This is a genomic window from Synechococcus sp. A15-28, from assembly GCF_014280175.1.
Lineage (GTDB): Bacteria > Cyanobacteriota > Cyanobacteriia > PCC-6307 > Cyanobiaceae > Parasynechococcus.
This window is the reverse complement of sequence record NZ_CP047931.1, coordinates 2,060,033-2,083,581: the sequence shown is the minus strand read 5'-3', so window position 1 is coordinate 2,083,581 and position 23,549 is coordinate 2,060,033. Positions and strand designations below refer to the sequence as shown.

28 protein-coding genes are annotated in these 23,549 nt (G+C 63.5%); 15 read left to right on the top strand and 13 right to left on the bottom strand.

Features of this window, described 5'->3' with window-relative positions; all coding sequences use genetic code 11:
* The first annotated feature begins 13 nt into the window (after window positions 1-13).
* Both purE and SynA1528_RS11860 read left to right on the top strand, forming a co-directional pair.
* Window positions 14-571, top strand: coding sequence for a 5-(carboxyamino)imidazole ribonucleotide mutase (gene purE / locus SynA1528_RS11865; RefSeq protein ID WP_186586916.1), 558 nt, complete (start codon window positions 14-16; stop codon window positions 569-571).
* 11 nt (window positions 572-582) lie between these two features.
* Window positions 583-1,659 carry an AI-2E family transporter gene (locus SynA1528_RS11860; protein WP_186586915.1) on the top strand — a complete coding sequence of 359 codons (1,077 nt, stop codon included), beginning with the start codon at window positions 583-585 and terminating at the stop codon, window positions 1,657-1,659.
* On the opposite strand, the gene cysC is transcribed toward SynA1528_RS11860, so the two are convergent.
* Both cysC and SynA1528_RS11850 read right to left on the bottom strand, forming a co-directional pair.
* The gene (gene cysC / locus SynA1528_RS11855) at window positions 1,619-2,263 is read right to left on the bottom strand and encodes an adenylyl-sulfate kinase (protein ID WP_186586914.1); all 645 of its coding nucleotides are present in this window, start codon (window positions 2,261-2,263) and stop codon (window positions 1,619-1,621) included. The two genes, SynA1528_RS11860 and cysC, sit on opposite strands and share 41 nt — an antisense overlap.
* Window positions 2,264-2,294: 31 nt before the next feature.
* Window positions 2,295-2,618 (bottom strand): translation initiation factor, encoded by a 324-nt coding sequence (locus SynA1528_RS11850; protein WP_186586913.1) that lies wholly within the window; start codon window positions 2,616-2,618, stop codon window positions 2,295-2,297.
* Between the two features lie 78 nt (window positions 2,619-2,696).
* Here SynA1528_RS11850 and trpB point away from each other — a divergent pair, with 78 nt between their 5' ends.
* Window positions 2,697-3,953 carry a tryptophan synthase subunit beta gene (gene trpB, locus SynA1528_RS11845; RefSeq protein ID WP_186586912.1) on the top strand — a complete coding sequence of 419 codons (1,257 nt, stop codon included), beginning with the start codon at window positions 2,697-2,699 and terminating at the stop codon, window positions 3,951-3,953.
* Between the two features lie 5 nt (window positions 3,954-3,958).
* On the opposite strand, the gene hrcA is transcribed toward trpB, so the two are convergent.
* Together hrcA and SynA1528_RS11835 are read right to left on the bottom strand one after the other, a co-directional pair.
* Window positions 3,959-4,933 carry a heat-inducible transcriptional repressor HrcA gene (gene hrcA / locus SynA1528_RS11840; protein ID WP_186586911.1) on the bottom strand — a complete coding sequence of 325 codons (975 nt, stop codon included), beginning with the start codon at window positions 4,931-4,933 and terminating at the stop codon, window positions 3,959-3,961.
* Window positions 4,933-5,286: a rhodanese-like domain-containing protein gene (locus SynA1528_RS11835; RefSeq protein WP_186586910.1), complete on the bottom strand. Its 354-nt coding sequence runs from the start codon at window positions 5,284-5,286 to the stop codon at window positions 4,933-4,935. Before SynA1528_RS11835 ends, hrcA begins: the two co-directional genes overlap by 1 nt.
* Window positions 5,287-5,339: 53 nt before the next feature.
* Here SynA1528_RS11835 and SynA1528_RS11830 point away from each other — a divergent pair, with 53 nt between their 5' ends.
* From SynA1528_RS11830 to SynA1528_RS11785, 10 genes are all read left to right on the top strand, one after another.
* Window positions 5,340-6,914: a DUF3352 domain-containing protein gene (locus tag SynA1528_RS11830; protein ID WP_186586909.1), complete on the top strand. Its 1,575-nt coding sequence runs from the start codon at window positions 5,340-5,342 to the stop codon at window positions 6,912-6,914.
* Entirely contained in the window at window positions 6,892-7,377 is a 486-nt protein-coding gene (locus SynA1528_RS11825) for a SixA phosphatase family protein (protein WP_186586908.1), read from the top strand. The genes SynA1528_RS11830 and SynA1528_RS11825 overlap by 23 nt, the downstream gene beginning before the upstream one ends.
* 39 nt (window positions 7,378-7,416) lie before the next feature.
* A complete protein-coding gene (locus SynA1528_RS11820) occupies window positions 7,417-8,607 on the top strand; it encodes a citrate synthase (protein WP_186586907.1) in 1,191 nt (396 codons plus the stop codon).
* A 27-nt stretch (window positions 8,608-8,634) separates the two neighbouring features.
* Complete coding sequence (nuoH, locus tag SynA1528_RS11815; RefSeq protein WP_186588465.1) at window positions 8,635-9,753, top strand: NADH-quinone oxidoreductase subunit NuoH; 1,119 nt, start codon at window positions 8,635-8,637, stop codon at window positions 9,751-9,753.
* 74 nt (window positions 9,754-9,827) lie between these two features.
* Window positions 9,828-10,475, top strand: coding sequence for an NAD(P)H-quinone oxidoreductase subunit I (ndhI, locus tag SynA1528_RS11810; protein WP_186586906.1), 648 nt, complete (start codon window positions 9,828-9,830; stop codon window positions 10,473-10,475).
* Window positions 10,472-11,074, top strand: coding sequence for an NADH-quinone oxidoreductase subunit J (locus SynA1528_RS11805; RefSeq protein WP_186586905.1), 603 nt, complete (start codon window positions 10,472-10,474; stop codon window positions 11,072-11,074). The genes ndhI and SynA1528_RS11805 overlap by 4 nt, the downstream gene beginning before the upstream one ends.
* Window positions 11,075-11,084: 10 nt before the next feature.
* Complete coding sequence (gene nuoK, locus SynA1528_RS11800) at window positions 11,085-11,414, top strand: NADH-quinone oxidoreductase subunit NuoK (protein WP_186586904.1); 330 nt, start codon at window positions 11,085-11,087, stop codon at window positions 11,412-11,414.
* 15 nt (window positions 11,415-11,429) lie between these two features.
* Window positions 11,430-12,380, top strand: coding sequence for an NAD(+) kinase (locus SynA1528_RS11795; RefSeq protein ID WP_186586903.1), 951 nt, complete (start codon window positions 11,430-11,432; stop codon window positions 12,378-12,380).
* Between the two features lie 7 nt (window positions 12,381-12,387).
* Entirely contained in the window at window positions 12,388-12,894 is a 507-nt protein-coding gene (locus SynA1528_RS11790; protein WP_186586902.1) for a CYTH domain-containing protein, read from the top strand.
* Between the two features lie 58 nt (window positions 12,895-12,952).
* On the top strand, window positions 12,953-13,138 hold the full coding sequence (locus SynA1528_RS11785) for a hypothetical protein (RefSeq protein ID WP_186588463.1): 186 nt from the start codon (window positions 12,953-12,955) through the stop codon (window positions 13,136-13,138).
* On the opposite strand, the gene pedR is transcribed toward SynA1528_RS11785, so the two are convergent.
* Window positions 13,098-13,373: a photosynthetic electron transport-dependent transcriptional regulator PedR gene (gene pedR / locus SynA1528_RS11780; RefSeq protein ID WP_186586901.1), complete on the bottom strand. Its 276-nt coding sequence runs from the start codon at window positions 13,371-13,373 to the stop codon at window positions 13,098-13,100. The two genes, SynA1528_RS11785 and pedR, sit on opposite strands and share 41 nt — an antisense overlap.
* Before the next feature lie 83 nt (window positions 13,374-13,456).
* Here pedR and SynA1528_RS11775 point away from each other — a divergent pair, with 83 nt between their 5' ends.
* On the top strand, window positions 13,457-14,350 hold the full coding sequence (locus SynA1528_RS11775; protein WP_186586900.1) for a methylenetetrahydrofolate reductase: 894 nt from the start codon (window positions 13,457-13,459) through the stop codon (window positions 14,348-14,350).
* On the opposite strand, the gene SynA1528_RS11770 is transcribed toward SynA1528_RS11775, so the two are convergent.
* The 6 genes from SynA1528_RS11770 to SynA1528_RS11745 form a co-directional block, all read right to left on the bottom strand.
* Entirely contained in the window at window positions 14,331-15,509 is a 1,179-nt protein-coding gene (locus SynA1528_RS11770; protein WP_186586899.1) for a nucleotidyltransferase family protein, read from the bottom strand. The genes SynA1528_RS11775 and SynA1528_RS11770 overlap by 20 nt on opposite strands.
* A 43-nt stretch (window positions 15,510-15,552) precedes the next feature.
* A complete protein-coding gene (locus SynA1528_RS11765; RefSeq protein WP_186588461.1) occupies window positions 15,553-16,458 on the bottom strand; it encodes a segregation/condensation protein A in 906 nt (301 codons plus the stop codon).
* Window positions 16,459-16,519: 61 nt separating this feature from the next.
* The gene (locus tag SynA1528_RS11760) at window positions 16,520-16,894 is read right to left on the bottom strand and encodes a lipopolysaccharide assembly protein LapA domain-containing protein (RefSeq protein WP_186586898.1); all 375 of its coding nucleotides are present in this window, start codon (window positions 16,892-16,894) and stop codon (window positions 16,520-16,522) included.
* Window positions 16,895-16,961: 67 nt separating this feature from the next.
* Window positions 16,962-18,602 carry an NAD(P)H-quinone oxidoreductase subunit 4 gene (locus SynA1528_RS11755; RefSeq protein WP_186586897.1) on the bottom strand — a complete coding sequence of 547 codons (1,641 nt, stop codon included), beginning with the start codon at window positions 18,600-18,602 and terminating at the stop codon, window positions 16,962-16,964.
* Window positions 18,603-18,695: 93 nt separating this feature from the next.
* Window positions 18,696-20,705: an NAD(P)H-quinone oxidoreductase subunit 5 gene (locus SynA1528_RS11750; RefSeq protein ID WP_186586896.1), complete on the bottom strand. Its 2,010-nt coding sequence runs from the start codon at window positions 20,703-20,705 to the stop codon at window positions 18,696-18,698.
* 34 nt (window positions 20,706-20,739) lie between these two features.
* Window positions 20,740-21,471 (bottom strand): NnrU family protein, encoded by a 732-nt coding sequence (locus tag SynA1528_RS11745; RefSeq protein ID WP_186586895.1) that lies wholly within the window; start codon window positions 21,469-21,471, stop codon window positions 20,740-20,742.
* A gap of 79 nt (window positions 21,472-21,550) precedes the next feature.
* Between SynA1528_RS11745 and SynA1528_RS11740 the strand changes: the two genes are divergently transcribed.
* The gene (locus SynA1528_RS11740) at window positions 21,551-22,525 is read left to right on the top strand and encodes a LysR family transcriptional regulator (RefSeq protein WP_186586894.1); all 975 of its coding nucleotides are present in this window, start codon (window positions 21,551-21,553) and stop codon (window positions 22,523-22,525) included.
* 4 nt (window positions 22,526-22,529) lie between these two features.
* On the opposite strand, the gene SynA1528_RS11735 is transcribed toward SynA1528_RS11740, so the two are convergent.
* Window positions 22,530-23,144: a DUF3172 domain-containing protein gene (locus SynA1528_RS11735; protein ID WP_186586893.1), complete on the bottom strand. Its 615-nt coding sequence runs from the start codon at window positions 23,142-23,144 to the stop codon at window positions 22,530-22,532.
* Window positions 23,141-23,488, bottom strand: coding sequence for an NAD(P)H-quinone oxidoreductase subunit M (locus SynA1528_RS11730; protein WP_186586892.1), 348 nt, complete (start codon window positions 23,486-23,488; stop codon window positions 23,141-23,143). Before SynA1528_RS11730 ends, SynA1528_RS11735 begins: the two co-directional genes overlap by 4 nt.
* Window positions 23,489-23,549: the final 61 nt, after the last annotated feature.

The following is a 23,549-nucleotide window of genomic DNA, read 5'->3' as shown; positions in this document are numbered from 1 at the left end:
GCTGCGGGAGACGATGACAGTCTTGCCGTTCTTTTCCGTGACGACAGTTCTCCCCCGCGTGGCCGTGGTGATGGGCAGTGATTCCGACCTGCCGACCATGGAACCGGCCGCGGCCATCCTGCGGGAGCTGGGGGTTGAGGTGGAGGTGCGGGTGTTGTCCGCCCACCGCACGCCCCTGGAGATGGTGGCGTTTGCTCAAGCGGCCCGTGCTGAGGGTTTCGGTGTGATCGTGGCCGGCGCCGGTGGTGCGGCCCATCTTCCGGGGATGGTGGCGGCCCTCACCACCCTGCCGGTGATCGGAGTCCCTGTGCAAAGCCGAGCCCTGTCCGGGGTGGATTCGCTCCATTCGATTGTGCAGATGCCGGGAGGCATTCCTGTGGCCACCATGGCCATCGGCGGCGGCCTCAATGCCGGATTGCTGGCTGCACAGATCCTGTCGGTGGCGGACGAGGCCCTGGCGGCTCGACTGGCGGACTATCGCCGCAGGTTGCACGATGCAGTGGCGGCCAAGGATGCCCGTCTGCTGGATCTCGGCAGCACGGCCTATCTCGACGGCATGTCGACCCCCTGACTTTCAACGCGATGAACCCCTGGCCGGCCTGGCTGCGTCTCGGACTGGTGCTGCCGCTTCTGGGGGTGAATGCCTTTGTGCTCAAGCGGCTACTGGTGCAGTTCGCGCCGTTTCCCGGCCTGTTCCTCACGGCGGCCTTGATCGCCTTTCTGCTGGACCTGCCCTGTCGCTGGCTGATGGGCCGCGGTCTCTCCCGCATCGGTTCCGTCTCCCTGGTGATGCTGCTCACCGTGGGCCTGCTCGGGCTGGCGGCGGTGGAGCTGCTGCCGCTGCTTATTGACCAGCTCAGTCAGCTGACCAATGCCTCGCCCGCTTTGCTCGCTGCAGCGGAAGCCTGGATCAACCAGGGGCAATCCTGGGCTTTGAACCATGGTTTGCCAGCGGAGTTCGCTGATCTCAGCAGTGATCTGATCTCCCAGATCAGTCGACTGGCGACGCAGTTCAGCCAGCGGCTGCTCAGCATCCTCGGGGCCACGGTGGGCACCACGATCAATGGGCTGATCATCCTGGTGCTGGCGGTGTTTCTGCTGCTGGGCGGTGATTCGATCGCCGCGGGGCTGCTCCAGTGGCTGCCGCCCCGCTGGCGTGGCTTGGTGGGCACGACGCTGGATCGCACCTTCCGCGGCTACTTCGCAGGACAGGTGGTGTTGGCTCTGATCCTCAGCGCCGGACAACTGGTGGTGTTCACCGTGCTGGAGATTCCCTATGGCGTGTTGTTCGCCGTGCTGATCGGCTTCACCACCCTGATTCCCTACGCCAGTGCCCTGACCATCGTGTTCGTCAGCGCTGTGCTCGGTGTGCAGGATCCCCGCACCGGCATCGAGCTGCTGGCGGCGGCGATCGTGGTCGGCCAGATCGTGGATCAGGTGATCCAACCGCGGCTGATGGGCAGCATCGTTGGGCTGCAGCCGGCTTGGTTGTTGATCGCCTTGCCGATCGGCTCCCGGCTCGGAGCCATTCTCGGCGTGGGCGATCTGTTGGGTCTGCTGCTGGCGGTGCCTGTGGCCAGCTGCATCAAAACCCTCGCCGAGGCGGCGAGGAGCGGTGTCACGCCGCCGGAATCACCCCCCGTTCCTGCAGGGCCTTGATCACCAGTTCGACCGATTCGGCCAGCTCCTGGCTGCCGGTGTCGATCTTCAGTTCTGCGGCCTCCGGTGCTTCGTAGGGGCTGGAGATGCCGGTGAACTCCTTGATCTGGCCGGCACGGGCCTTGGCATAGAGACCCTTGGGATCGCGGGATTCGCAGACCTCCAGATCCGCCGCGCAGTGGATTTCGATGAAATCACCGTCCTCCACCAGGGCGCGGGCTTTGTCCCGGTCCGCGCGGAAGGGGGACACAAAGGCCGTCAGCACGATGACGCCGGAGTCCAGGAACAATTTGGCCAACTCGCCGATGCGACGGATGTTCTCTTCGCGGTCGGCATCGGAAAAGCCCAGGTCCTTGCAGAGGCCGTGGCGGACGTTGTCGCCATCCAGCACGTAGGTCGCCAGGCCCCGTTGGAACAGGGCGGCGTTGACGGCATTGGCCAGGGTGCTCTTGCCGGAGCCGGAAAGTCCGGTGAACCAGAGGATGGCGCTGCGATGACCGCGTTGCTCAGCCCGTGCCGCCCGATCCACCGAAGCCTGATGCCAGGCGATGTTGGTGGACGCCCCCTGGTTGGTGAGCTCTCCGTAGGTGGGGCTGGCGGTCATGGGCTGAGGCTGAAGTGCGCGCCATTCTCCCCTAACCACCGGCTCGCTTCGGTCGATAGCCCTCCTTGGCCAGCAGGTCCAGGGCCAGGTCCACCTGATCCCCCTGCAGCTCGATCACACCGTCCTTGGCGGTGCCGCCGCTGCCGATCCTTGTTTTCAGTTTCTTGAGCAGGGCCTTGAACCCGGCGGCGTCGAGTTCAAGCCCACGGATCACGGTCACGGTCTTGCCGCCCTTGCCACCGCGGGTGGGTTGCACCCGCACCATCTGCTGCGCCTTTGGTGTGCTGTCTGCCGTGACAGCTGGGCGCTGGAGGCTGTCAGCGCTGCTGAATTCCTGCCAGCCGCCCTTCGGCATCCGAATTCCGTGCAATCGGATCCATCCTGCCTGCAGCGCGTCTGCCTACCCTGAGTCGACGCTCCGCTGTGGATCCCTGTGACCAGCACCCTGCCGACCGCCAGCACGCCGGATCCCGCCAGCCTGCAGCCTTCCGTGCGTCCTGGAGCCCACGGTCGCTTCGGTCGTTTCGGTGGCCAGTACGTTCCGGAAACCCTGATGCCGGCTCTGGCGGAGCTGGAGCAGGCCGCGGCCCAGGCCTGGAACGATCCCGCCTTCACCGCAGAACTCAACCAGCTGCTCAAGAACTACGTCGGCCGGGCCACACCGCTTTACGAAGCTGAACGGCTGACGGCCCACTACCGCCGCGCCGATGGTGGCCCCCGCATCTGGCTCAAGCGTGAGGACCTGAATCACACCGGCGCCCACAAGATCAACAACGCCCTCGGCCAGGCGCTGTTGGCCCTGCGCATGGGCAAGAAGCGGATCATCGCCGAGACCGGTGCCGGCCAGCACGGTGTGGCGACGGCCACCGTCTGCGCCCGCTTCGGTCTGGAGTGTGTGATCTACATGGGCGCCGAAGACATGCGGCGCCAGGCCCTGAATGTGTTCCGGATGCGCCTGCTGGGGGCCACGGTTCAACCGGTCACGGCCGGGACCGCCACCCTGAAGGACGCCACCAGCGAAGCGATCCGCGACTGGGTCACCAACGTCGAGACAACCCACTACATCCTGGGATCCGTCGCCGGCCCCCATCCCTACCCGATGCTGGTGCGGGATTTTCATGCCGTGATCGGTCAGGAAGCCCGTCAGCAGTGCCGTGAGGCTTTCGGTCGCCTGCCGGATGTGCTGATGGCCTGCGTGGGCGGTGGCTCCAATGCCATGGGGCTGTTCCACCCCTTTGTGGAGTGCACCAATGTGCGTTTGATCGGTGTCGAAGCCGCTGGTGATGGCGTCGCCACCGGTCGCCATGCCGCCACCATCACCGAAGGTCGTGCCGGGGTGCTCCATGGCGCCATGAGCCTGCTGCTGCAGGACAACGACGGACAGGTGCAGGAAGCCCATTCGATCAGCGCCGGTCTCGATTACCCGGGTGTGGGCCCTGAGCACAGCTACCTGCGCGAGATCGGACGGGCTGAGTACGGCGCCGTCACCGATCAGCAGGCCCTCGATGCCCTGCGCCTGGTGAGTGAGCTGGAGGGGATCATTCCGGCCCTGGAGACCGCCCATGCCTTCGCCTGGCTGGAGACCCTCTGCCCCACGCTGCCTGAGGGCAGCGAGATCGTGATCAACTGCTCCGGTCGCGGCGACAAGGACGTCAACACCGTGGCTGAAAAGCTGGGTGATCAGCTCTGATCGGCTCAGCAGAGCAGCAGATCGAGGTGGCGGGCCACCCGCTGGACGGCGGCGTGGGCCGTGGCATAGGTCATCCGCATCGGTCCCACCAAGGCCACCTGACCCACTCCTTCCTGGCCGCAGCGGTACGGGGCCTGGACGACTGAACAGGCCTGCAGGGCCTTTTGGGGATGTTCCTCCCCAATCCAGACCCCCGGTTGATCGGTGGCACTGACCACGGCACAGGGCTGGTCATCGATCAACTCCAGCAGTGGTCGCAGCTCTGTTGTGGTGTGGAATTCCGGTTCGGCCACTAATCTGGAGAGCCCATGCACCACGAGGGGCGTCTCGGGGGACATGGAGGGGTGGTCGAGGGCACTGCGCAGCACGTTGCCGCTGCGTTGCAGATGGGGTGGCAGGGATTGCCAGTTGAGGGTGCCTTCCTCCAGCTGTTGATCGGTCCAGCGTTCCATGGCCGTCAGTTCATCGCCGGCTCCCGGTGGTAGCCGCAGGTTGAGATGGCTGGCGAGGCCGCTGTCCTCCACCAGCATCACCAGGAGACGATCACCGCTCTGCACCAGACGGATGGCCTCCAGCTGCGCTCGGGGTTGCTGCGGGCGGGTGATCAAACTCATCAGCCCGGTGAAGTCGGTCAAGCGACGGGCCAGTTGCTGGAGAAGGTCATCCAGGGCCGCCCAGCGCAGGCTCAGGCCCGTGATTTCCCGTTCCAGGTGCTGCACGGCGACCCCCGGTTCCGGCAGCAGGTCGTCGACGTAATGGCGATAACCAAGGGCGCTGGGGATGCGGCCGGCTGAGGTGTGGGGCTGAGTCAGCAGACCCCGTTTTTCCAGTGCCCCCATCGCTGAACGAACCGTGGCGGAGCTGGCGGGAATGCCGAAGCGCTGCACCAGCGTGCGGCTGCCCACCGGTTCCATCGTGTCCACGTAGTGGTTGACCGTGGCCTGCAGCACCTGTTGTTGCCTGGGGGACAGAGGCTTCATCAGTAGCGGGGCACCGACGGATCCACGTGAACGCTCCAGGCATCGATACCCCCTTCAAGGTTCCACACCTCCAGCTCAGGCATCTGTTGCAGCAGCCACAAACCCAAATGGAGGCTGCGCACACCGGCATGGCAGATCACCACGACAGGACGGTCATTCGCCAGCTGCTGGGGGACGGACTCCAGCCAGGCGTCGGATCGGCTCAGAGGCCAGTGCTGCACCTCCGCGGGGAAGCGGGCCAGCTCCAGTTCCGCGTCCTCCCGCACGTCCACCAGCAGGGGATCGGGGCGGTCGTCCTGGAGCCAGGCGTGCAGATCCCGGGCTTGAATCGGGCGTGGGTGGGTCGATTCCATGGCGCCATTCTGCGGCGATGGACAAAGATGACGTCATCTGACTTCGCAGGCCCATGCAGGCCCGCTCCTTTCTGACGGCTCTGGCCGCCGCCGTGCTCTCCCTGGTGCTGGTGACCACCGGCCTGCTCTGGGGGTTGGAACGGCGCAGTCCGCTCCATCTGGTGGACCAACCGTTGCACCTGCCACGGGCGGCCCGTTTCGTCCCCCGCAATGCGGCCCTGTCGCTGCATTGGCTGGCTGACACTGCGCGTCTGCCGGCCTATGCCCAGGCGGTGGCACCTCCGCGTCAGCGGCGGGCGGCACGGGATGGAATGCGTCAGTGGCGTGATGGTGCCTTCGCGCTGGCGGGGCTCGACTTCGACGCTGAACTCGCTGGCTGGGTGGGGCCGGAACTCAGCCTCACCCTTCTGGATGCCAGCGATACGCCGGGTTGGGTGCTGGCGTTGACGAGCAGCGACAGCGATGGCGCCCGCCGTTTTCTGCAACGCTTCTGGCAGACCCGCAGCCTGGCGGGCACCGATCTGCAGATCAGCAGCTATCGGGGCATGGGACTGATCAGCGGCCGTGGTGCCCTGGTGGGTCGGGAACCGCAGCCTCTGGCGTCGGCCCTGATTGACGAAGACCTGGTGCTGTTGGCCTCCGGGCGGGGGGTGCTGGAGCGGGTTCTGGATGTCTCTCAGCTTCAGCAGCAGCATCAGCTCGGCGATGAGCAGCTGGGGCGGGAGATGGCTGAGCTGGACCATGGGGTGGCCCTGCTGACGGCCTCCCCCGAGGCGTTGCGGCGCTGGTTCGACCTGCCTACGGCCCTGAGTGGACTTGAGGGGATGGTGGCGGCCCTGCAGGCGGAGAACGCCGATCTGCTGATGGAGGGTCGCCTGCGTTGGCAGGAGACGATCGAGGCCGAACCCTGGCCTGTTCAGCGGGATCTTGTGAGTGGTTCCGGTGGTCGCGCCAGCCTGATGGCCCAGCTGCAGAACCCACACCGCCTGCTCGACCCGGATGAAGGTCACCCTCTGGCGCAGTGGCTCGGGCCTGTGCTCAAGCAGCGACTTGCTCAGCAGCCGGCGGCCCTGGCCGTGCTGGAGCTGGATGAGGGCCCCCTGCTGTGGCAGCAACAAGACGAGGGCTGGCTGTTGGCCAGCGGCCATGACGAACCGGATCTGTCGGCGGTGGATGACCAGCTCAAGGCCCAGGGGCTGGCCCAGTCCGATCTGAGCGGTGATGGCGAATCGATTCAGGTGTGGACACGGCTGACGCGGCAACGGGGCCGCAGTGCCGGCGTGGAAGCCAGCCTGGCGCTGGCGCGATCAACGGATAACGATCGCGATTGGTGGGCAGAGACCCTGCCGGCCTTGACGCAACGGCAGGACGTTCGGGCTCTCGAGCCACGCCTGCACCAGTGGCGCAACCTCAGTCGTCTCCAGTCCGCTCCGGTCCAGTCCCTGATGCTGGCCTCAACGCCAGCCCGCGCTGTTCTGGCGCAATGGCAGCCCTGGTCCCTGTTGCAGGCCATGGCAGGACAGACCTTGCAGTCACGGATTCAGGGGCTCAGCCTGAGCCTGGAGGCGGATCGTCAGGATGAGGGGAGCTCTGTTCTCCCCCTGCATGCCCGACTCGAGCTTGGATGAGCTGGTGCTGCTGCGCCACGGCATCGCCGTGGCGCGAGTGGAGGGGCGCGATGCCGCTGACCGGCCGCTGACGCAGAGGGGGCGCCGCCGCACCCAGGCGGTGATGGAGGCTCTGGTGGCAGGTGGTTTACGAATGGATCGACTGGTGACCAGTCCCTACGTCCGTGCCCTGGAGACCGCACAGATCGCGCTGCAGGCCGGTCTGGCCCCCGTGCTGGACAGCGACGACCGGCTCTGCCCCGGCGGACTGGTCGCTGCGTTGCTCGACGACCACAGTGGCTCCATTGCCCTGGTGGGTCATGAACCGGACCTGGGCTTGTTGGCCTGCGACCTTCTGAGGCTGCCGCCCGGATCCCTGCGGATTCGAAAGGCCGGTCTGGTGCAGCTGCGATCCAGACCTGGGGGCTGGTCGCTCGAGGCCCTGCTGCGGCCCGGACTGCTGCAGGGCACCAGGGGAATCTGATCCGGCCGGCTTAGGTTTGCCATTAGTGACGAAGCGGCGGTGGCTCAGCAGCAGTCAGGGGACCTGCGCCATGCGCGGACAGGCATCGAACTCCGACCCGGTCTGGACGGTGTACCGGCCACCCAGTCCGCCATCTGTGACATCGATGGCGAGCAGGGCCTGCTGACCTACCGCGGCTACCCGATTCAGGACCTGGCGGCGAACAGCAGCTTCCTGGAAACCGCCTTTCTGTTGATCTTGGGGGAACTGCCAAGCCGCGATCAACTGGCGGAGTTCGAACACGCTGTGCAGATGCACCGACGGGTGAGCTTCCGGGTGCGGGACATGATGAAGTGCTTCCCCGCCAGTGGGCATCCGATGGATGCCCTGCAATCCAGCGCAGCATCCCTGGGGTTGTTCTATTCCCGTCGCGCCATCGACGACCCCCAGTACGTCTACGACGCGGTGGTGCGGCTGATCGCCAAGATTCCCACGATGGTTGCGGCCTTTCAGCTGATTCGAAAGGGCCAGGATCCGATTCAGCCCCGCGACGATCTGGCCTATTCCGCAAATTTCCTCTACATGCTCACTGAGCGTGAGCCGGACCCCATGGCGGCCCGCATCTTCGACCGTTGCCTGATGCTCCATGCCGAGCACAGCCTCAACGCCAGTACGTTCAGCGCCCGCGTCACCGCCAGCACCCTCACCGATCCCTACGCCGTGGTGGCTTCCGCGGTGGGCACCCTGGCTGGGCCCCTGCACGGTGGGGCAAACGAGGACGTTCTGGCGATGCTGGAGGAGGTCGGAGCCCCCGAAAAAGCTGGCGCCTTCCTCGATGAGGCCATAGCCGCCAAAAGCAAGATCATGGGTTTCGGCCACCGGGAATACAAGGTGAAGGATCCCCGGGCAGTGATTCTTCAGGCCTTTGTGGAAGACATGTTCGCCCGCTTTGGCCACGACGACCTTTACGACGTGGCGGTGGCCATCGAGCGGGAGGCGGAGTCCCGGCTGGGGCCCAAGGGGATCTACCCCAACGTCGACTTCTACTCCGGGCTTGTGTACCGCAAGCTGGGCATCCCCAGGGATCTGTTCACGCCGGTCTTCGCCATCGCTCGGGTCGCCGGTTGGTTGGCCCACTGGCGTGAACAGCTCGGGGCCAACCGCATTTTTCGCCCATCGCAGATCTATTCGGGGTCCCAGCCACGCGCGTGGATGCCCATGGACGAGCGAGCATCCGCTTCGGCCGCTTAAGTTGCAGGCACTTCAGTCGACACCATGGTGAGTCCGGGACTGGACCTTGAACTGAGTTTCAGCCAGGCACTGCAGGGTCTGGGCCTGTCGGAACAGGCCGCAAGGCTGCTCTGGTTGCCCCTGCCGATGCTCCTGGTGCTGGTGGCCGCCGTGGTCGGCGTGCTGGTGTCGGTCTGGCTGGAGCGCAAGATCTCCGCGGCAGTGCAGCAGCGGATCGGACCTGAGTACGCCGGTGCCCTGGGGGTGCTTCAGCCACTGGCGGACGGCCTCAAGCTGTTGGTGAAGGAGGACATCATCCCGGCCCGTGCCGACAGCCTTCTGTTCACCATCGGTCCTGTGCTGGTGGTGATTCCGGTGATCATCTCCTGGCTGATCATTCCCTTCGGTCAGAACCTGCTGATCAGCAATGTCGGCGTCGGCATTTTTCTCTGGATCGCTTTCAGCAGCATTCAGCCCATCGGTCTGCTGATGAGTGGCTATGCGTCCAACAACAAGTATTCGTTGCTGGGAGGTCTGCGGGCTGCAGCCCAATCCATCAGCTACGAAATTCCCCTGGCGCTGGCGGTGCTGGCCATCGTGATGATGAGCAACTCCCTCAGCACGGTCGACATCGTCGGTCAGCAGACCGGCGCCGGCATCCTGAGCTGGAACATCTGGCGCCAACCCGTCGGGTTTCTGATCTTCTGGATCTGTGCGCTGGCGGAGTGCGAACGTCTGCCCTTCGACCTTCCTGAGGCCGAAGAGGAACTGGTGGCGGGTTATCAGACCGAATACGCCGGTATGAAGTTCGCCCTCTTCTATCTGGCGGGCTACATCAACCTGGTGCTGTCGGCGGTTCTGGTTTCCGTTCTCTATCTGGGGGGCTGGGGCTTCCCGATCCCCGTTGAATGGCTGGCGGGTTGGTTGAACCAGCCGATCGATGCCCCGGTCGTTCAGGTGATCACCGGTTCCGTCGGCATCGTGATGACGGTGCTGAAGGCCTATCTGCTGGTGTTTGTGGCCATCCTTCTGCGCTGGACCACCCCCCGGGTTCGCATTGACCAGCTGCTGGATCTTGGCTGGAAATTCTTGCTGCCCTTGTCCCTGGTCAACCTGCTGGTGACCGCTGCTCTCAAACTGGCGTTTCCTGTGGCCTTCGGCGGTTGATCCCTCTGGATCGTGCTGCACCGGCCATCATGGTTTCGGTGACCTGACCCTCCTTCTCTTCCAGGCTTCTCGCCATGTTCGGATTTCTCAAACAGGTTGGTGATTACACGCGGGATGCCGTGGATGCCGCGCGCAACCTGGCCCAGGGTTTTTCGGTCACTTTTGACCACATGAAACGCCGTCCGGTGACGGTGCAGTACCCCTACGAAAAGCTGATCCCTTCGGAGCGGTACCGCGGCCGGATTCACTACGAGTTCGACAAATGCATCGCCTGTGAGGTTTGTGTTCGGGTCTGCCCGATCAACCTTCCGGTGGTCGATTACGTGATGAACAAGGCCACCAAGAAGAAGGAGCTGCGCAACTATTCCATCGATTTCGGTGTCTGCATCTTCTGCGGCAACTGTGTGGAGTACTGCCCCACCAACTGCCTTTCGATGACCGAGGAATACGAATTGGCGGCATTTGATCGTCACAGCCTCAACTACGACAACGTCGCTCTGGGCAGGCTGCCCACCAGCGTGACCACCGATCCTTCGGTGCAGCCCCTGCGTGAGCTCGCCTACCTTCCCGCCGGCGAGATCGATCCCCATGGTGTGGCGAATGATCGCCCCCGTGCTGGAAAGCTTCCCTCTGAGGTGCTGGAAACCCTGGCCCCTCCCGCGAAGGCTGCGGCCAAGAATGAGGGACAATCCAGCGGTGACGCCAAGGAGAGCGACGCATGAGCATTGCGACCACCACAGAGGTGATCTGTTTCCTGGTGCTGTCCGCGGTTGTGGTGACCGGGGCGCTCGGGGTCGTTCTGCTCAGCAACATCGTCTATTCCGCCTTCCTGCTCGGAGGGGTATTCATGGCCGTGGCCGGTCTTTACCTGCTGCTGAACGCCAGTTTTGTCGCCGCTGCCCAGATCCTGGTTTACGTCGGGGCGATCAATGTGCTGATCCTGTTCGCGATCATGCTCGTGAACAAGCGGGAAGACCTCAAGGCCATCGCCGGTTTGAACGTTCGTCGGGCCGTTTCCGGCGGGGTTTGTCTGGGCTTGCTGGCCCTACTGGTGCGGGTTGTGGTCACCACCCCATGGGCCCTGCCCGGTCCTGCCGCCGTTGGTGAAGAGGCCACCGCTCGCATCGGTGAGCACCTGTTCACCGACTACCTGCTGCCCTTCGAAGTGGCCTCTGTGCTGCTGCTGATGGCGATGATCGGCGCCATCGTCCTGGCCCGCCGGGATGTGTTGGCGACAGACGTCGTCACCGGTGAAGCCGCTGATCAGGGCCTGATCGAAAAATCCCGCACGCCGCTGCTGGTTGAGCGTCCTTCTTCCTGACCTCTGAACGATGACCGAGCTTTTATCCCAACTCCCTTCGCTTCAGGCCTTTCTGCTGTTGGCCGCGATGTTGTTCTGCATCGGCGTCTGGGGGCTGATTAACAGCCGCAACGCCGTGCGTGTGCTGATGAGTATCGAGCTGATGCTCAATGCCGTGAACATCAACCTGATGGCCTTCTCCTCCTATGTGGATGGCGATCTGATCCGCGGTCAGGTGTTCACCGTTTTCGTCATCACCGTGGCTGCTGCTGAAGCCGCCGTGGGTTTGGCCATCCTGCTGTCGCTTTATCGCAACAGGGTTACCGTCGACATGGAACAGTTCAATCTGCTCCGCTGGTAACCATCCACAGGGGCCATGCGTCTCGATCGGGTCTGGGTGATCTATCGGGCTGACAGCCAACCGGCTCAGCGTGAAGCCCGTCAATGTGCCAAGGAGCTGAAGGCCTTCGGCAGTGAGGTGACCACCGCCATGTCAGGGGCCCGCGTCAATCCATTCCCCGGGCTGCTGGCAACCCATGAGCAACTGCCGGATCTGGCGGTGGTCCTCGGCGGTGATGGCACGGTTCTTGGGGCCGCCCGTCACCTGGCGGTGTACGACATTCCCATCCTCAGCATCAATGTGGGGGGCCATCTCGGCTTCCTCACCCACGATCGCCGTGTTCTCCGGGGCAATGAGATCTGGCAGCGACTGGTCAACGATCAGTACGCCATGGAGCGGAGGATGATGCTTCAGGCCATGGTGGATCGCCGCAGCGCTGAAGAACGGGCGAACGCACCAGCGCCTCTTCAGCAGCCTGATCTTGAGGACGACGAAGAGCATCACTGGGCTCTCAACGACTTCTATCTGCGCGCCTACCGCGACGAGATTTCACCCACCTGCACCCTTGAACTGGAGATCGATGGGGAAGTGGTGGACCAGATCCGCGGCGATGGGTTGATCCTCTCCACGCCCACCGGTTCCACGGGGTATGCCCTGGCCGCGGGAGGCCCGATCCTGCATCCCGGCATCGACGCCATCGTGGTGGCTCCGATCTGTCCGATGAGCCTCTCCAGCCGCACGGTGGTGGTGCCGCCGCGGGCCCGTCTGGTGATCTGGCCCCTCGGGGCGGGGGATCACCGGGTCAAGCTGTGGAAGGACGGGGTTGGCTGCACGGTGCTGGAACCCGGCGAGTGCTGCGTGGTGCAACAGGCACGCCACCATGCCCAGATGGTGCAGCTGAACCAGAGCCCCTCTTATTACCGCACTGTGGCCTCCAAGCTGCACTGGGCCGGAAGCCTGATGGCCGCCCAGCCGTCCCATAACTGAGCGAGCCGTGGCTGTCGAAATCGAACGACGCTTTCTCCTGACCGGTGAGGGCTGGCGATCGTTGGCTGGAGCGCCCCAGCCGCTGCGCCAGGGCTATCTGGCCGCCAGCGCCGATGGGGTGACGGTGCGTGTTCGTCTGCGTGGCGTAGAGGCCGCCTGGCTGACCCTGAAGGCGGCCGCTGACGCCATCGGGCTGGTGCGCCATGAATTCGAGTACGCCATTCCGGTTTCGGATGCCGAGTCGCTGTGGACCCTGGCTCCCCATCGTCTGGAGAAGACCCGTTTTGCCCTGTCGCTGGTTGGTGGGGACTGGGTCGTGGATCAGTTTGCAGGACGCAATGGCCCGCTGCTGCTGGCGGAGGTGGAATTGCCGTCTGCGCAGACAGCGCTTGAGATTCCGGCCTGGTGCGGGCGCGAGATCACCGGGGATGGTCGTTGGTCCAATGCAGCCCTGGCCCGGCGGCCTCTGCAGGATTGGCCCCTGGCGGAGCGAGAGGCGTTCGGTTTTGCCTGAGCCAGCCTGGAAGTCTCTTTTGATTTGCTTTAGATTTGCCTGTACTGGCGTGACGCCGATGGTGGGTTTGTACGACCGGGAAGGAATGCTGCGCTTTGTCGGTTCCAGCCTGGAAGCCTGCGTCGAATACGCCGCCTTGTTCCAGATTCAGCTGGCCCCCAGCTCACTCCAAGACCTCCCCGATCCAGCTCAGCCGGGGGTGATCATTCGGGGCCGTCGGCATCTGGAAGGGCACAGCAGTTGAAGCCGTCCCGGCAGATCTTGCCGTTGTCCATCGCCCAGTTCAGCAGGGCCACGCGGTTTTTCGAGCCGGTTTTGGTGAACACATTGCTGACGTGGTTGTCCACCGTGCGTTTGCTGATGGTCAGCCGATCAGCGATCTCCTGATTGGTGAGACCCTCGGCCACCAATTCGATGATCTCAATCTCCCGAGCCGAGAGGGCAATATTGAGGGGATCACTTGGATCGCTGCTGGACATGGGCCTCAACCCCCCTTTCGGCCCATGGTAGTGCCGTTGGATGATCTGATCCTGCATAGTGGGCCCCATCGGCAGTTCAGGGTTTGGCGACGGCGCTCCAACGCGCGATTGAGTCCGGTCAGCAGGCGATCACAGCGGAGGTGATGCCTCCCAGGGGGGGAGACCCCTCCCACGCGCTCGCCATGGCCGAACACCTCAGGGGGCGAGTGCATGGGATCAACGTCACCGACGGCAGTCGTGCGGTGATGCGCATGAGCAGCCTGGCGGTCTGTCGGCTTCTGTTGGATCGGGGGCTGGAGCCGGTACTGCAAATGGCCTGCCGGGATCGCAACCGGCTGGCGCTGCAGGCGGATCTGCTGGGGGCCCATGCCCTGGGGATTCACAACCTGCTCTGTCTCACGGGTGATCCTGTGAGGGCTGGCGATCAGGCGGATGCCCGACCGGTGAATGAGTTTGAGTCGGTGAAACTGCTGCGTCAGGTGAAGGCCTTCAACCAAGGGAAGGATCCGGTGAAGGCTGAGTTGCTGGATGGTCCGACAACGTTGTTCGCTGGCTGTGCGGCGGACTCTCATTCCCGCAGCTGGAGTGGCCTGCAGCGCCGCCTGCAACGCAAGCAGGAGGCCGGTGCTCGTTTTGTGCAGACCCAGATGGTGATGGACCCTGCGGCACTGGAGCGGTTTCAGGTTGAACTGGCGGGGCCGATGAACCTGCCTGTGCTGGCGGGTGTGTTTCTGCTGAAGTCAGCCAAAAATGCGCGATTCATCAATCGCGTCGTGCCGGGAGCCTGCATCCCGGAGACCCTGATCGAGCGGTTGGAATCGGCGGACAACCCAGCCCTGGAAGGGGTGGCCATCGCGGCGGAACAGGTGAAGCGGTATCTGGGGATCGTCCAGGGGGTTCACCTGATGGCGATCAAAGCCGAGGAACGGATCCCGTTGGTGCTCGATCAGGCTGGAGTCAGCTCGCTGCCTGGGTAAGTTCCGTTCCAAGCAGTTCCGCCATGGCTTTCTGCTGGGGTGAAGGCTCCACCAGGTCCTGACGGCGGGCATCGGTGATCAACCAGTCGAGTGCTGCTTCCTGCAGGTCGAAGTGGTCGCCGTCCTTGCCCACGCAGTAGCGGCCGAAGACGAGTTTCTCCACCAGCTGCACCCCAGCGCCGATGCGGGAGTAGTCGAAGATGATCGAGTTGTCGACCACAGCCCCTTCACAGATGTGGCAGCTGGGGCCGATCATCGTTGGCCCAACGATCGTGGCTCCGTCTTCAATCTTGGTCATGCCGCCCACGTAGATAGGGCCGCTGACGTTGATCTTGTCCCAGTTGGCTGCCACGTTCAGACCGGTGTACACCCCGGGTTGAATTTCCTTGCCGGGAATGCCCACCTGACGCACATCCCCAAGAAGAACGCTGCGGATGGCCTGCCAGTAATCAGGCACCTTGCCGATGTCCACCCATTCGAAATCCATGGGAATGGCATAGAAGGGAGCCCCCAGCTCGGCCAGTTTGGGGAAGAGGTCGGAGCCGATGTCGAAGGAGACACCGGAGGGGATGTGGTCAAAAATCCCCGGCTCGAAGATGTAGATGCCGGTGTTGATCGTGTCGCTCAGGGCCTCTTCGACCTTGGGTTTCTCCTGGAAGTGGGAGATCCGGTCTTCAGCATCGGTGACCACAACGCCATAGCTGCTGACCTGGTCCTTGGGGACACGCTTGGTCACGAGGCTGGCCAGGGCGCCCTTCTCCCGGTGGCGGCGCACCGCTTCGGTGAGATCAAGATCGATCAGCGCGTCGCCGCAAAGCACCACAAAGGTGTCGTCAAAAAAGTTCTGGAAATCCTGGATTTTCTTGAGACCACCGGCGGAACCCAGGGCACTACCGATCAGCTCACCGTCTTCGATCCGCCCTTCAAAGCTATAGGCGATTTCCACCCCAAAGCGCTGCCCATCGCGGAAATAATTCTCGATCTCCTCAGCCAGGTGGGAGACGTTCACCATCACCTCGTTGAAGCCGTGCTCCTTCAGCAGCTCAAGCAGAAACTCCATCACGGGTTTCTGCAGGATGGGGATCATCGGTTTGGGGATCACATGGGTGATCGGTTGAACCCTTGTTCCCTTTCCGGCCGCCAGGATCATCGCCTTCATCGGCGTTTCTGACATCACAGGATGGTGAAGGTTAAACCGCTCCTCAAGCTGCCTGCGTGGTTCGGGTCGGCAGGGGATCTGGCACCTCAAGCCTGGTGATCGGCAACTGGGTGAAGCTGCCGCTGGCCGGGATGCGTTTCAGCCGCAGAGGGGCATGCAGCCAACCCTCCTGCTCCAGCTCCACCGCCCCCTGGGAGGACAGAAACAGCAGGGCCCAGAAAACACCCACCCGATCGGTGTCGAGATCTCCCGGCGCCACGCTGTTCCAGCGCTGCACGAGCCGTTCAAAGTCGATCCAGGCCAGGGCGTCCTCCCAGCCGTTGAGATAAACCCCAAGGGCTGCAGTGGTTTCGGGCAGTTTCTCCCGATGGGCCAGTCCTGCCACCTGGGCAATCGCTTCACGGTCGCTGAAGCGCCGCCGCCGCTGCCGGCGGCGCGCCTCCAGCTCATCGGCTTCCAGATGTTCGGCGATGGATTCCAGTTGTTCGATCAGCTCGCCCAGGGTCACCGGCCTCCGCAGCGGCGGCGGGGCAACGGGGCGTCGCTGGAGGTGCCGCTCCGGCCGGCGCGGCAGGTCAAAGCTTTCGTCCAGCCAGCCTTGTTCATCGAACGCGGCGTCGATGTGCTCCTCCACCTCCACCGGCGGCGGCAGGATGCTTGCCTCAAGCACCTCGGCTTTCAAACCCACCAGCACGGATGCGGCCAGGAAGGCCTCGCTGCTGTCCGCCAGGTCCCGCTCGTAGCTGCCGCCGCGACCATCGAGGACCGCTGCCACCTGCCGTGGCACCTCGATCCTCTGGCGGAGTTGATCCAGAAAGCCGTCCACGACGGCGATCACATCCACATCCCAGGGGTCGAGCTCCCCACGCTCCGCGGCATCCTGCAACAGGCGGATGGCCAGGCGGGCGCCCGCATCGGCACCATCGTGGGTGGCCACCTGGGGCACCATGGAATCCCGACTGGGCTGAAGGTATCGGTCCTTCGGCTCAGATGCCATTAAGAGACTGGGATCAGGTGGCGTCGCTGCTGTCGTCAGCTCCAGCGCTGCTGCTCACCGTGGTGGCCGGCAGCAGGCCGAGCTGGGTCTCCACCGTCGAACGGTAGCGGTTGAGGTCCGTTTCGAGTTCCTGGATGCGCACCTGCTGGGCTTCAACTTCGCTGGCCTGGCTGAACCGTTCCACGTTGTTCAGCATTCCCGTCCAGGCGGCAAAAAACCAAGCCGAGGCTGCGCCAAGGCCTGCCACCAGCAGCAGCAGGCCTGCCAGCGGCAGGGTGTAATCCATTCCGGGCAAGACATGGACGGTGGTGGCGGTGGTGTTCTCCAGGGTGAAGAACACCGTGATCAGTCCGAAGCCGAAGATCAGGCCGAAGTTGATCTGGCGCATGGGAGGGGCCGAATGCGATCAGAACTTACGGACTTCAGCGCGATCTGCAGCAGACCTCGACACTTGTTTACGCGGCAGGAACCGATGGCGCGTTGAGCACCGCCGGCACCGGTGCCGCCTGACCGCGGATCAGAGGTGCTGTGGGTTGCTTGATCCGTTCCATGGCGCCGAGATCACGTCCCACCAGGGCTTCGATCGATCGGCTGTAGCTGTCGGTCATCAGCCTGGGGTAGAGGCCGATGCCAATGATCGGCACCAACAGGCAGCCGATGATGTACACCTCCCGCGGCTCAGCATCCACAAGATTGGTGTGGGAGCTCAGCTCCTGCTTCTCCTTGCCGAAGAAAATCTCCCGCAGCATGGACAGCAGATAGATCGGTGTGAGGACCACCCCGACGGCGGCGAGGGCGCAGATCACCACCCGGAAGGGGAGGGTGTAAGCCTCATCGGTGGCGAAGCCGGCAAACACCATCAGTTCGCTGACGAAGCCGCTCATGCCCGGCAGGGCCAGTGACGCCAGGGCGCATACGGTCCAGAGCGCAAACATGATTCTCATCTTCTGGCCCACACCCCCCATTTCGTCGAGCTGCAGGGTGTGGGTGCGGTCGTAGGTGGCCCCCACGAGGAAGAACAGACTCGCTCCGATCAGTCCATGGCTGATCATCTGCAGCATGGCTCCGCTGGTGCCCAGAGTACTGAAGCTGCCGACGCCAATCAGCACAAAGCCCATGTGGCTGATGGAGCTGTAGGCGATCTTGCGCTTGAGGTTGCGCTGGGCGAAGGAGGTGAGCGCGGCGTAGATGATGTTCACTACGCCGAGAACGATGAGGAGCGGAGCGAACTGGGCGTGGGCGGCTGGCAGCAGTTCGCAGTTGAACCGCAGCAGGGCATAGCCCCCCATCTTCAGCAGAATGCCCGCCAGCAGCATGTGCACAGGGGCTGTGGCTTCTCCGTGGGCATCCGGAAGCCAGGTGTGCAGCGGCACGATCGGCAGTTTGACGCCGAAGGCGATCAGCAGACCTGCGTAGCAGAGCAATTGGAAGCCACTGCCGAAGTCCTTTGCCGCCAGGGCTGTGTACTCGAAGCTGGGGGTTCCCCCGCCAAAGAAGCCCATGGCCAGGGCTGCCAGCAGGATGAACAGAGAGCTGCCGGCGGTGTAGAGGATGAATTTCGTGGCGGCGTACTGGCGTTTCTTGCCGCCCCAGATGGCCAACAGCAGATACACCGGGATCAGCTCGAGTTCCCAGGCCAGGAAGAAGAGAAGCATGTCCTGCACGGCGAAGACCGCGATCTGGCCGCCGTCCATCGCCAGCAGCAGGAAATAGAACAGCCGGGGCTTGAAGCTCACGGGCCAGGCCGCCAGGCAGGCAAGGCTGGTGATGAAGCTGGTCAACAGGATCAGCGGCATCGACAGGCCATCGGCTCCGACGGCCCAGGTGAGCCCGAGGTCGGGGAGCCAGCTCACCCGTTCGCTCAACTGCAGTCCACTGATGCTGGGGTCGTAGCCATTCAGATAGGCGCTCACCGTGATCAAAAAGGTGATCAGGGTGACGCCCAGGGCATACCAGCGCACCTGTTTGCCATCTCCGGCATCCGGAATGAACGGCACCAGCAAGGCGCCGACAATGGGAACCAGGATGGACAGGCTCAGCCAGGGCACGGTCGCCGCTACGGGATCACTTGCCCCGGCGACTGCGAATTCGATCACGATCTGTCCCGAACACCACTGGCTGGATCGTAGAAATCACAGCCCAACTGTCATCACCTCGATAGGCGATGACACACATGAGCCAGAGGATGCTCAGGCGGTTGGTCCGCCGATGACGCCGAACAGCACCACCAGACCGATCACTCCAGCGAACACGATCAGGGCATAGAACTGAGCCCGACCTGTCTCCAGATATTTCAGACCTTCGCCGCTACCGAGGGTGAGCAGGCCGGTGAGGTTCACCACGCCATCCACGACCTTGGCGTCGACCTCCAGCACTTCCCGAGCCAGCTTGCGGCTGCCGCGCACGAACAGCTTCTCGTTGATGGCATCGAGGTACCACTTGTTGGCCAGGAAGGCGTTGATGCTGGGGAAACGGCCCGCCACGAGCTGGCCGAGGTCAATGCGGTGCAGGGCGTAGGCCAGAACAGCCAGGGTGATTCCCACAACGGAGATGGCCACCGAGGCTCCTGCCAGAGGCAGGAACTCACTCCAGCTGAACTGTTCCGCCATTTCCACGGCTTCCTCGGGATTGAGCAAGCCAGCGAAGCGACTGTTCCAGGGAGTGCCCAGCAGGCCCACCAGGACGGAAGGCACCGCCAGGACCGCCAGAGGGGCAGCCATGGGCCAGGCGGATTCATGGACGCTGCCGCTATGGGGGTGATGGTCGCCAGGATCCTTGCCGGCTGCCGTCAGCAGCTGAGCCTGCATGGCCGCGTCGTTGCCGCGGAACTCCCCTTCGAAGGTGAGGAAGTAGAGGCGGAACATGTAGAAGGCGGTCATCCCCGCGGTGAGGAAGCCCACCAACCAGAGGACGGGGAAGCTGTTGAAGGCCTGGCCCAAAATTTCATCCTTGCTCCAGAAGCCCGCCAGTGGGGGGATGCCGCTGATGGCGATACAGCCGATGAAGAAGGTGATGGCCGTGACCGGCATTTTCTGGCGCAGACCACCCATCAGTCGCATGTCCTGGGCGAGCACCGGTTCGTGGCCCACGACCTCCTCCATGGCATGGATCACCGAACCGGATCCCAAGAACAGCATCGCCTTGAAGAAGGCGTGGGTGACCAGGTGGAACAGTCCCGCTACGGGGGCCCCGCAGCCCATGGCCAGCATCATGTAGCCGAGCTGGGACACCGTGCTGTAGGCCAGACCTTTCTTCAGGTCCATCTGCGTGAGGGCAATGGATGCGCCCAGGAAACAGGTGATCGTGCCGACCACAGCGATCACGGTCTGAACGAGCGGGAACTGGCTGTAGAGAGGGTCGAGACGGGCCACCAGGAACACCCCGGCGGCGACCATCGTGGCGGCGTGAATCAGCGCGGAAATCGGGGTGGGGCCCTCCATCGCATCCGGCAGCCACACGTGAAGGGGGAACTGGGCCGACTTGGCCATGGGGCCGAGGAACACCAGCAGGCAGAGCAGGAGTGCGGCCCACGGTGCAATGGCGCCTGAGCTCAGGCCATCACGCAAACCATCGGCAATGCCCTGGAAATCGAAGCTGCCGGTGGCCCAGAACAATCCGAGGATGCCCAGCAACAAACCGAAGTCGCCCACGCGGTTCACCACAAAAGCTTTCTGGGCAGCGTGAGCTGCTCCATCGCGGTCGTACCAGAAGCCCACCAGCAGGTAGGAACACATGCCCACCAGCTCCCAGAACACGTAGATTTCGAGGAGATTCGGGCTGATGATCAGGCCCAGCATCGAGCTGCTGAACAGGGCCAGGTAAGTGAAAAAGCGGACGTAGCCCTTGTCATGGGCCATGTAGCCATGGGAATACACCATCACCAGCAGAGCGATGGTGGTCACCAGGGAGAGCATCACGGCGGCCAGGGGGTCCACCACGAAACCCATCGGCAACACGAAACTTCCGGCACTGGCCCAGACGAACAGGCTCTCGACGGGGGGAGCACCGGCCAGTTGCCCGGCGAGGATGGCGTAGCTCAGCACCGCTGCTGCGCCGACGCAGCTGATCAGCAACAGCGCCACCGGCTTGCGCAACCGGTTGATGGTGCGGTTGAAACTGATCAGGCCAAGGCCGGTGATCACGGCTCCCGCGAGGGGGAGCACCGGGATCAACCAGGCAAGTTCCGCGGCCGAAGGCATCCGCTTTCAACAGGTTGATTGGAGTGTAGGCAGTTCAGCTCAGCAGACTCTCGAGTGCTGAGTTGCGCACCATCCCCGCAGCAGTGGGGATGAAGCGGTGTGCCCACCAGAAAACGCCCACTGCGATGGCAATGCCCACTTGGGCGGGTCGGAGAAATTCACGCCAATCCAACTGTTGCCGGCCATCGATCACGGCTTTAAACGGCAGTACGGATGTGGTGGCTTTCAGGTCGTCAAAAGCCTCGCCAAACCGTTCCTTCAGGCGTCGGTCTCCGTGCCAGACCGCAAACAGGTGATGGGCGACCAGGCCGAAGCAGGTCACCAGCATGAAGCTGCTGCCGATCCACAGGGCATGGGTGAGGCACCAGAGGATCTGACCGATGGCCTGGGGGTGGCGCGAGATGCGGATGATTCCCGTGGCGTAGAGCCGCACCTGGGGTTTCAGGACGGCCGGAATCTCCAGCAGGTTGTAAGTGGCCGGGTAGAGGAAAAGAAAACTGATGGCGGTGCCGATCCACACCAGGGGCCCCATTCCAGGCACCCCCTGCAGGTTCCAGAGACGGATGCCGTCGTAGCGGTGGGCCAGGAACCAGCCGATCACAACGACGGCGGAGGGGATGCTCGCGGCGGCGAACAGCAGGCGCCAGGCCCTCGCACCAATCCTGGCTTCAGCGCGTTGCCGCAGGGAGGCACCACCGCTGTGGATCACGGCAAACAGCACCAGCAGGATCAGCATCACGATGCTGCTGTGGTGGGAAATGGCCATCGGCCCCTGGAGATTGCGCCATGATTCTGGATGTCGGCCGGGGCAGACCTAGATTACAGTTTCGTCCGCATCGAGCGCGGTGGCCGATCTGCCCTTCACGCTGGATCAGCTGCGCATTCTTCGCGCCATCGTCAGCGAAGGAAGCTTCAAGAAAGCGGCAGACAGCCTGTACGTCACCCAGCCGGCCGTCAGTTTGCAGATCCAGAACCTGGAGAAGCAGCTTGAGGTGTCGTTGTTTGATCGTGGTGGGCGCAAGGCTCAGCTGACGGAGGCCGGGCACCTGTTGCTCAGCTACTGCGACAGGATCCTGAGCCAGTGCCATGAGGCCTGCCGGGCTCTCGATGATCTGCACAATCTCAAGGGCGGCTCCCTGATCGTCGGGGCAAGCCAGACCACTGGCACTTACCTGATGCCAAGAATGATCGGCCTGTTCCGGCAGAAGTATCCGGATGTCGCTGTGCAGCTTCAGGTTCACAGCACCCGCCGGACGGGCTGGAGCGTGGCCAATGGCCAGATCGATCTGGCGATCATCGGGGGTGAACTGCCGCCTGAGCTCAACGACCTGCTCCAGGTGGTGCCCTACGCCAGCGACGAGTTGGCCCTGGTGTTACCGGTGAAGCATCCCCTGGCCCGCCTGGCGGAACTCACTAAGGAAGACCTGTACAGGCTTGGCTTTGTATGCCTTGATGCCCAATCCACCACCCGCAAGATGGTGGACCAGCTGCTGGCTCGATCCGGATTGGACGTGCAGCGGCTGCGCTTTGAGATGGAACTGAACTCCCTGGAAGCGATCAAGAACGCTGTTCAGGCCGGTCTTGGTGCGGCCTTTGTGCCTGTGGTCTCGATTGAACGGGAGCTGGCGGCTGGAACGATTCACCGACCGGTGGTGGCGGATCTGCAGGTGCGGCGGCAACTGAAGTTGATCACCCACCCCGCCCGTTACAGCTCCCGCGCTTCAGCGGCCTTCCGGCAGGACGTGCTGCCGGTGTTCGCCAGTGCCGACAGCCCGTTGCGGCAAGCCAAGCCGTCTCAGCCCTTACCGCTCCAAAGCTGATCGATCAGAACTGATCGGCTTCCGGCGTGACGCCGGCTGCGTCATCAGCGATACCACGGGTGAGGAACTTGTTTTCGCTGATGTCGGTCTGGTAAACGCAGCGCACCACAGGTTTGTCGCGCACCGAGCCGATGTAGGCAAAGGTGTTCATCCGCTGCTTGCACTCGCGTTCCTGGTTCGCGGTGATGGCCCCTTCCTTGCGCAACACACTCCAGTTTTCCCGTCGAATCACACAGCCGGGCTGAAGCGTGGGCTGGGTGACGAAGCTGCTGGAGGGGTTGAGGGTTGTGTACATCTCGATGTCCATCACGAAGGCGCTGGCCCCCCACTGACGGCAGAACTCGGGGTCGGGCACCGCCATGTCCAGCTGCTGAGAGCTCGCGATGTTGCCCTGGTCGCCCTGGGTGGTGCTGGTGACGGCGCTGCCGATGCCGATGCCCACAATCAGGACCCCGGCCAGAACAGCCGCTGTGAGCGTGCTGAATTGAAATCCACCCTGGCCCTCATTGCCTTGAGGAGGGCCCGGAGGGCGTCCATAGCCACCACCCCGTCGCTCAGACCTGTCGTAGCGGTCGGGGCGCTCGTAGCGCTCGGGTCTGTCATAGCGGGAACGGCTCACAGCAGATCTGGTGTGCGGGGCAGGCCCATGGAGAAGTTCTGAACCCTCCCATCTGGGTTGTAGCTGAGTTCTCCGGCCTGCAGCAGCTGGCGGATGTAGCCCTCAAGGTCTGTTCCGATCCGCCTGAGGCTGTAATCACTGAGTTCGCCACCGGCGCCGGCTTCCACCAGTTGCTGAAAGCGCTGTTGCACCTTGGTGACCACAGCGTCGGGCCAGAGGAACTCGTTGTCCGGATCGAGATCCAGGGTCAATTCATCCCCGGAAGGAACAAGATCGTCGTTCTCCACCCGAGCCGTGAACAGGCGCACATGGCGGGTGGTGCATTTCAGCAGGGTGTCAGCCATGGCGCGCACTGCGGTCGTGCAGGGACTCTAAGAAGCGAAAGGGGATCGGGCCCTTTTAAGG

What these genes read in the sequence shown, in the direction of transcription:
- hrcA (WP_186586911.1), bottom strand. Translation starts at nt 4,933, where the DNA reads ATGAAGCCTCTGTCCCCCAGGCAACAACAGGTGCTGCAGGCCACGGTC.
- SynA1528_RS11830 (WP_186586909.1), top strand. Translation starts at nt 5,340, where the DNA reads ATGCAGGCCCGCTCCTTTCTGACGGCTCTGGCCGCCGCCGTGCTCTCC.
- nuoK (WP_186586904.1), top strand. Translation starts at nt 11,085, where the DNA reads ATGACCGAGCTTTTATCCCAACTCCCTTCGCTTCAGGCCTTTCTGCTG.
- SynA1528_RS11785 (WP_186588463.1), top strand. Translation starts at nt 12,953, where the DNA reads ATGGTGGGTTTGTACGACCGGGAAGGAATGCTGCGCTTTGTCGGTTCC.
- SynA1528_RS11850 (WP_186586913.1), bottom strand. Translation starts at nt 2,618, where the DNA reads ATGCCGAAGGGCGGCTGGCAGGAATTCAGCAGCGCTGACAGCCTCCAG.
- SynA1528_RS11770 (WP_186586899.1), bottom strand. Translation starts at nt 15,509, where the DNA reads ATGAAGGCGATGATCCTGGCGGCCGGAAAGGGAACAAGGGTTCAACCG.
- pedR (WP_186586901.1), bottom strand. Translation starts at nt 13,373, where the DNA reads ATGTCCAGCAGCGATCCAAGTGATCCCCTCAATATTGCCCTCTCGGCT.
- SynA1528_RS11860 (WP_186586915.1), top strand. Translation starts at nt 583, where the DNA reads ATGAACCCCTGGCCGGCCTGGCTGCGTCTCGGACTGGTGCTGCCGCTT.
- SynA1528_RS11765 (WP_186588461.1), bottom strand. Translation starts at nt 16,458, where the DNA reads ATGGTGCCCCAGGTGGCCACCCACGATGGTGCCGATGCGGGCGCCCGC.
- SynA1528_RS11825 (WP_186586908.1), top strand. Translation starts at nt 6,892, where the DNA reads ATGCCCGACTCGAGCTTGGATGAGCTGGTGCTGCTGCGCCACGGCATC.
- SynA1528_RS11745 (WP_186586895.1), bottom strand. Translation starts at nt 21,471, where the DNA reads ATGGCCATTTCCCACCACAGCAGCATCGTGATGCTGATCCTGCTGGTG.
- SynA1528_RS11730 (WP_186586892.1), bottom strand. Translation starts at nt 23,488, where the DNA reads ATGGCTGACACCCTGCTGAAATGCACCACCCGCCATGTGCGCCTGTTC.
- SynA1528_RS11750 (WP_186586896.1), bottom strand. Translation starts at nt 20,705, where the DNA reads ATGCCTTCGGCCGCGGAACTTGCCTGGTTGATCCCGGTGCTCCCCCTC.
- SynA1528_RS11805 (WP_186586905.1), top strand. Translation starts at nt 10,472, where the DNA reads ATGAGCATTGCGACCACCACAGAGGTGATCTGTTTCCTGGTGCTGTCC.
- cysC (WP_186586914.1), bottom strand. Translation starts at nt 2,263, where the DNA reads ATGACCGCCAGCCCCACCTACGGAGAGCTCACCAACCAGGGGGCGTCC.
- SynA1528_RS11795 (WP_186586903.1), top strand. Translation starts at nt 11,430, where the DNA reads ATGCGTCTCGATCGGGTCTGGGTGATCTATCGGGCTGACAGCCAACCG.
- purE (WP_186586916.1), top strand. Translation starts at nt 14, where the DNA reads ATGACAGTCTTGCCGTTCTTTTCCGTGACGACAGTTCTCCCCCGCGTG.
- ndhI (WP_186586906.1), top strand. Translation starts at nt 9,828, where the DNA reads ATGTTCGGATTTCTCAAACAGGTTGGTGATTACACGCGGGATGCCGTG.
- SynA1528_RS11835 (WP_186586910.1), bottom strand. Translation starts at nt 5,286, where the DNA reads ATGGAATCGACCCACCCACGCCCGATTCAAGCCCGGGATCTGCACGCC.
- SynA1528_RS11760 (WP_186586898.1), bottom strand. Translation starts at nt 16,894, where the DNA reads ATGCGCCAGATCAACTTCGGCCTGATCTTCGGCTTCGGACTGATCACG.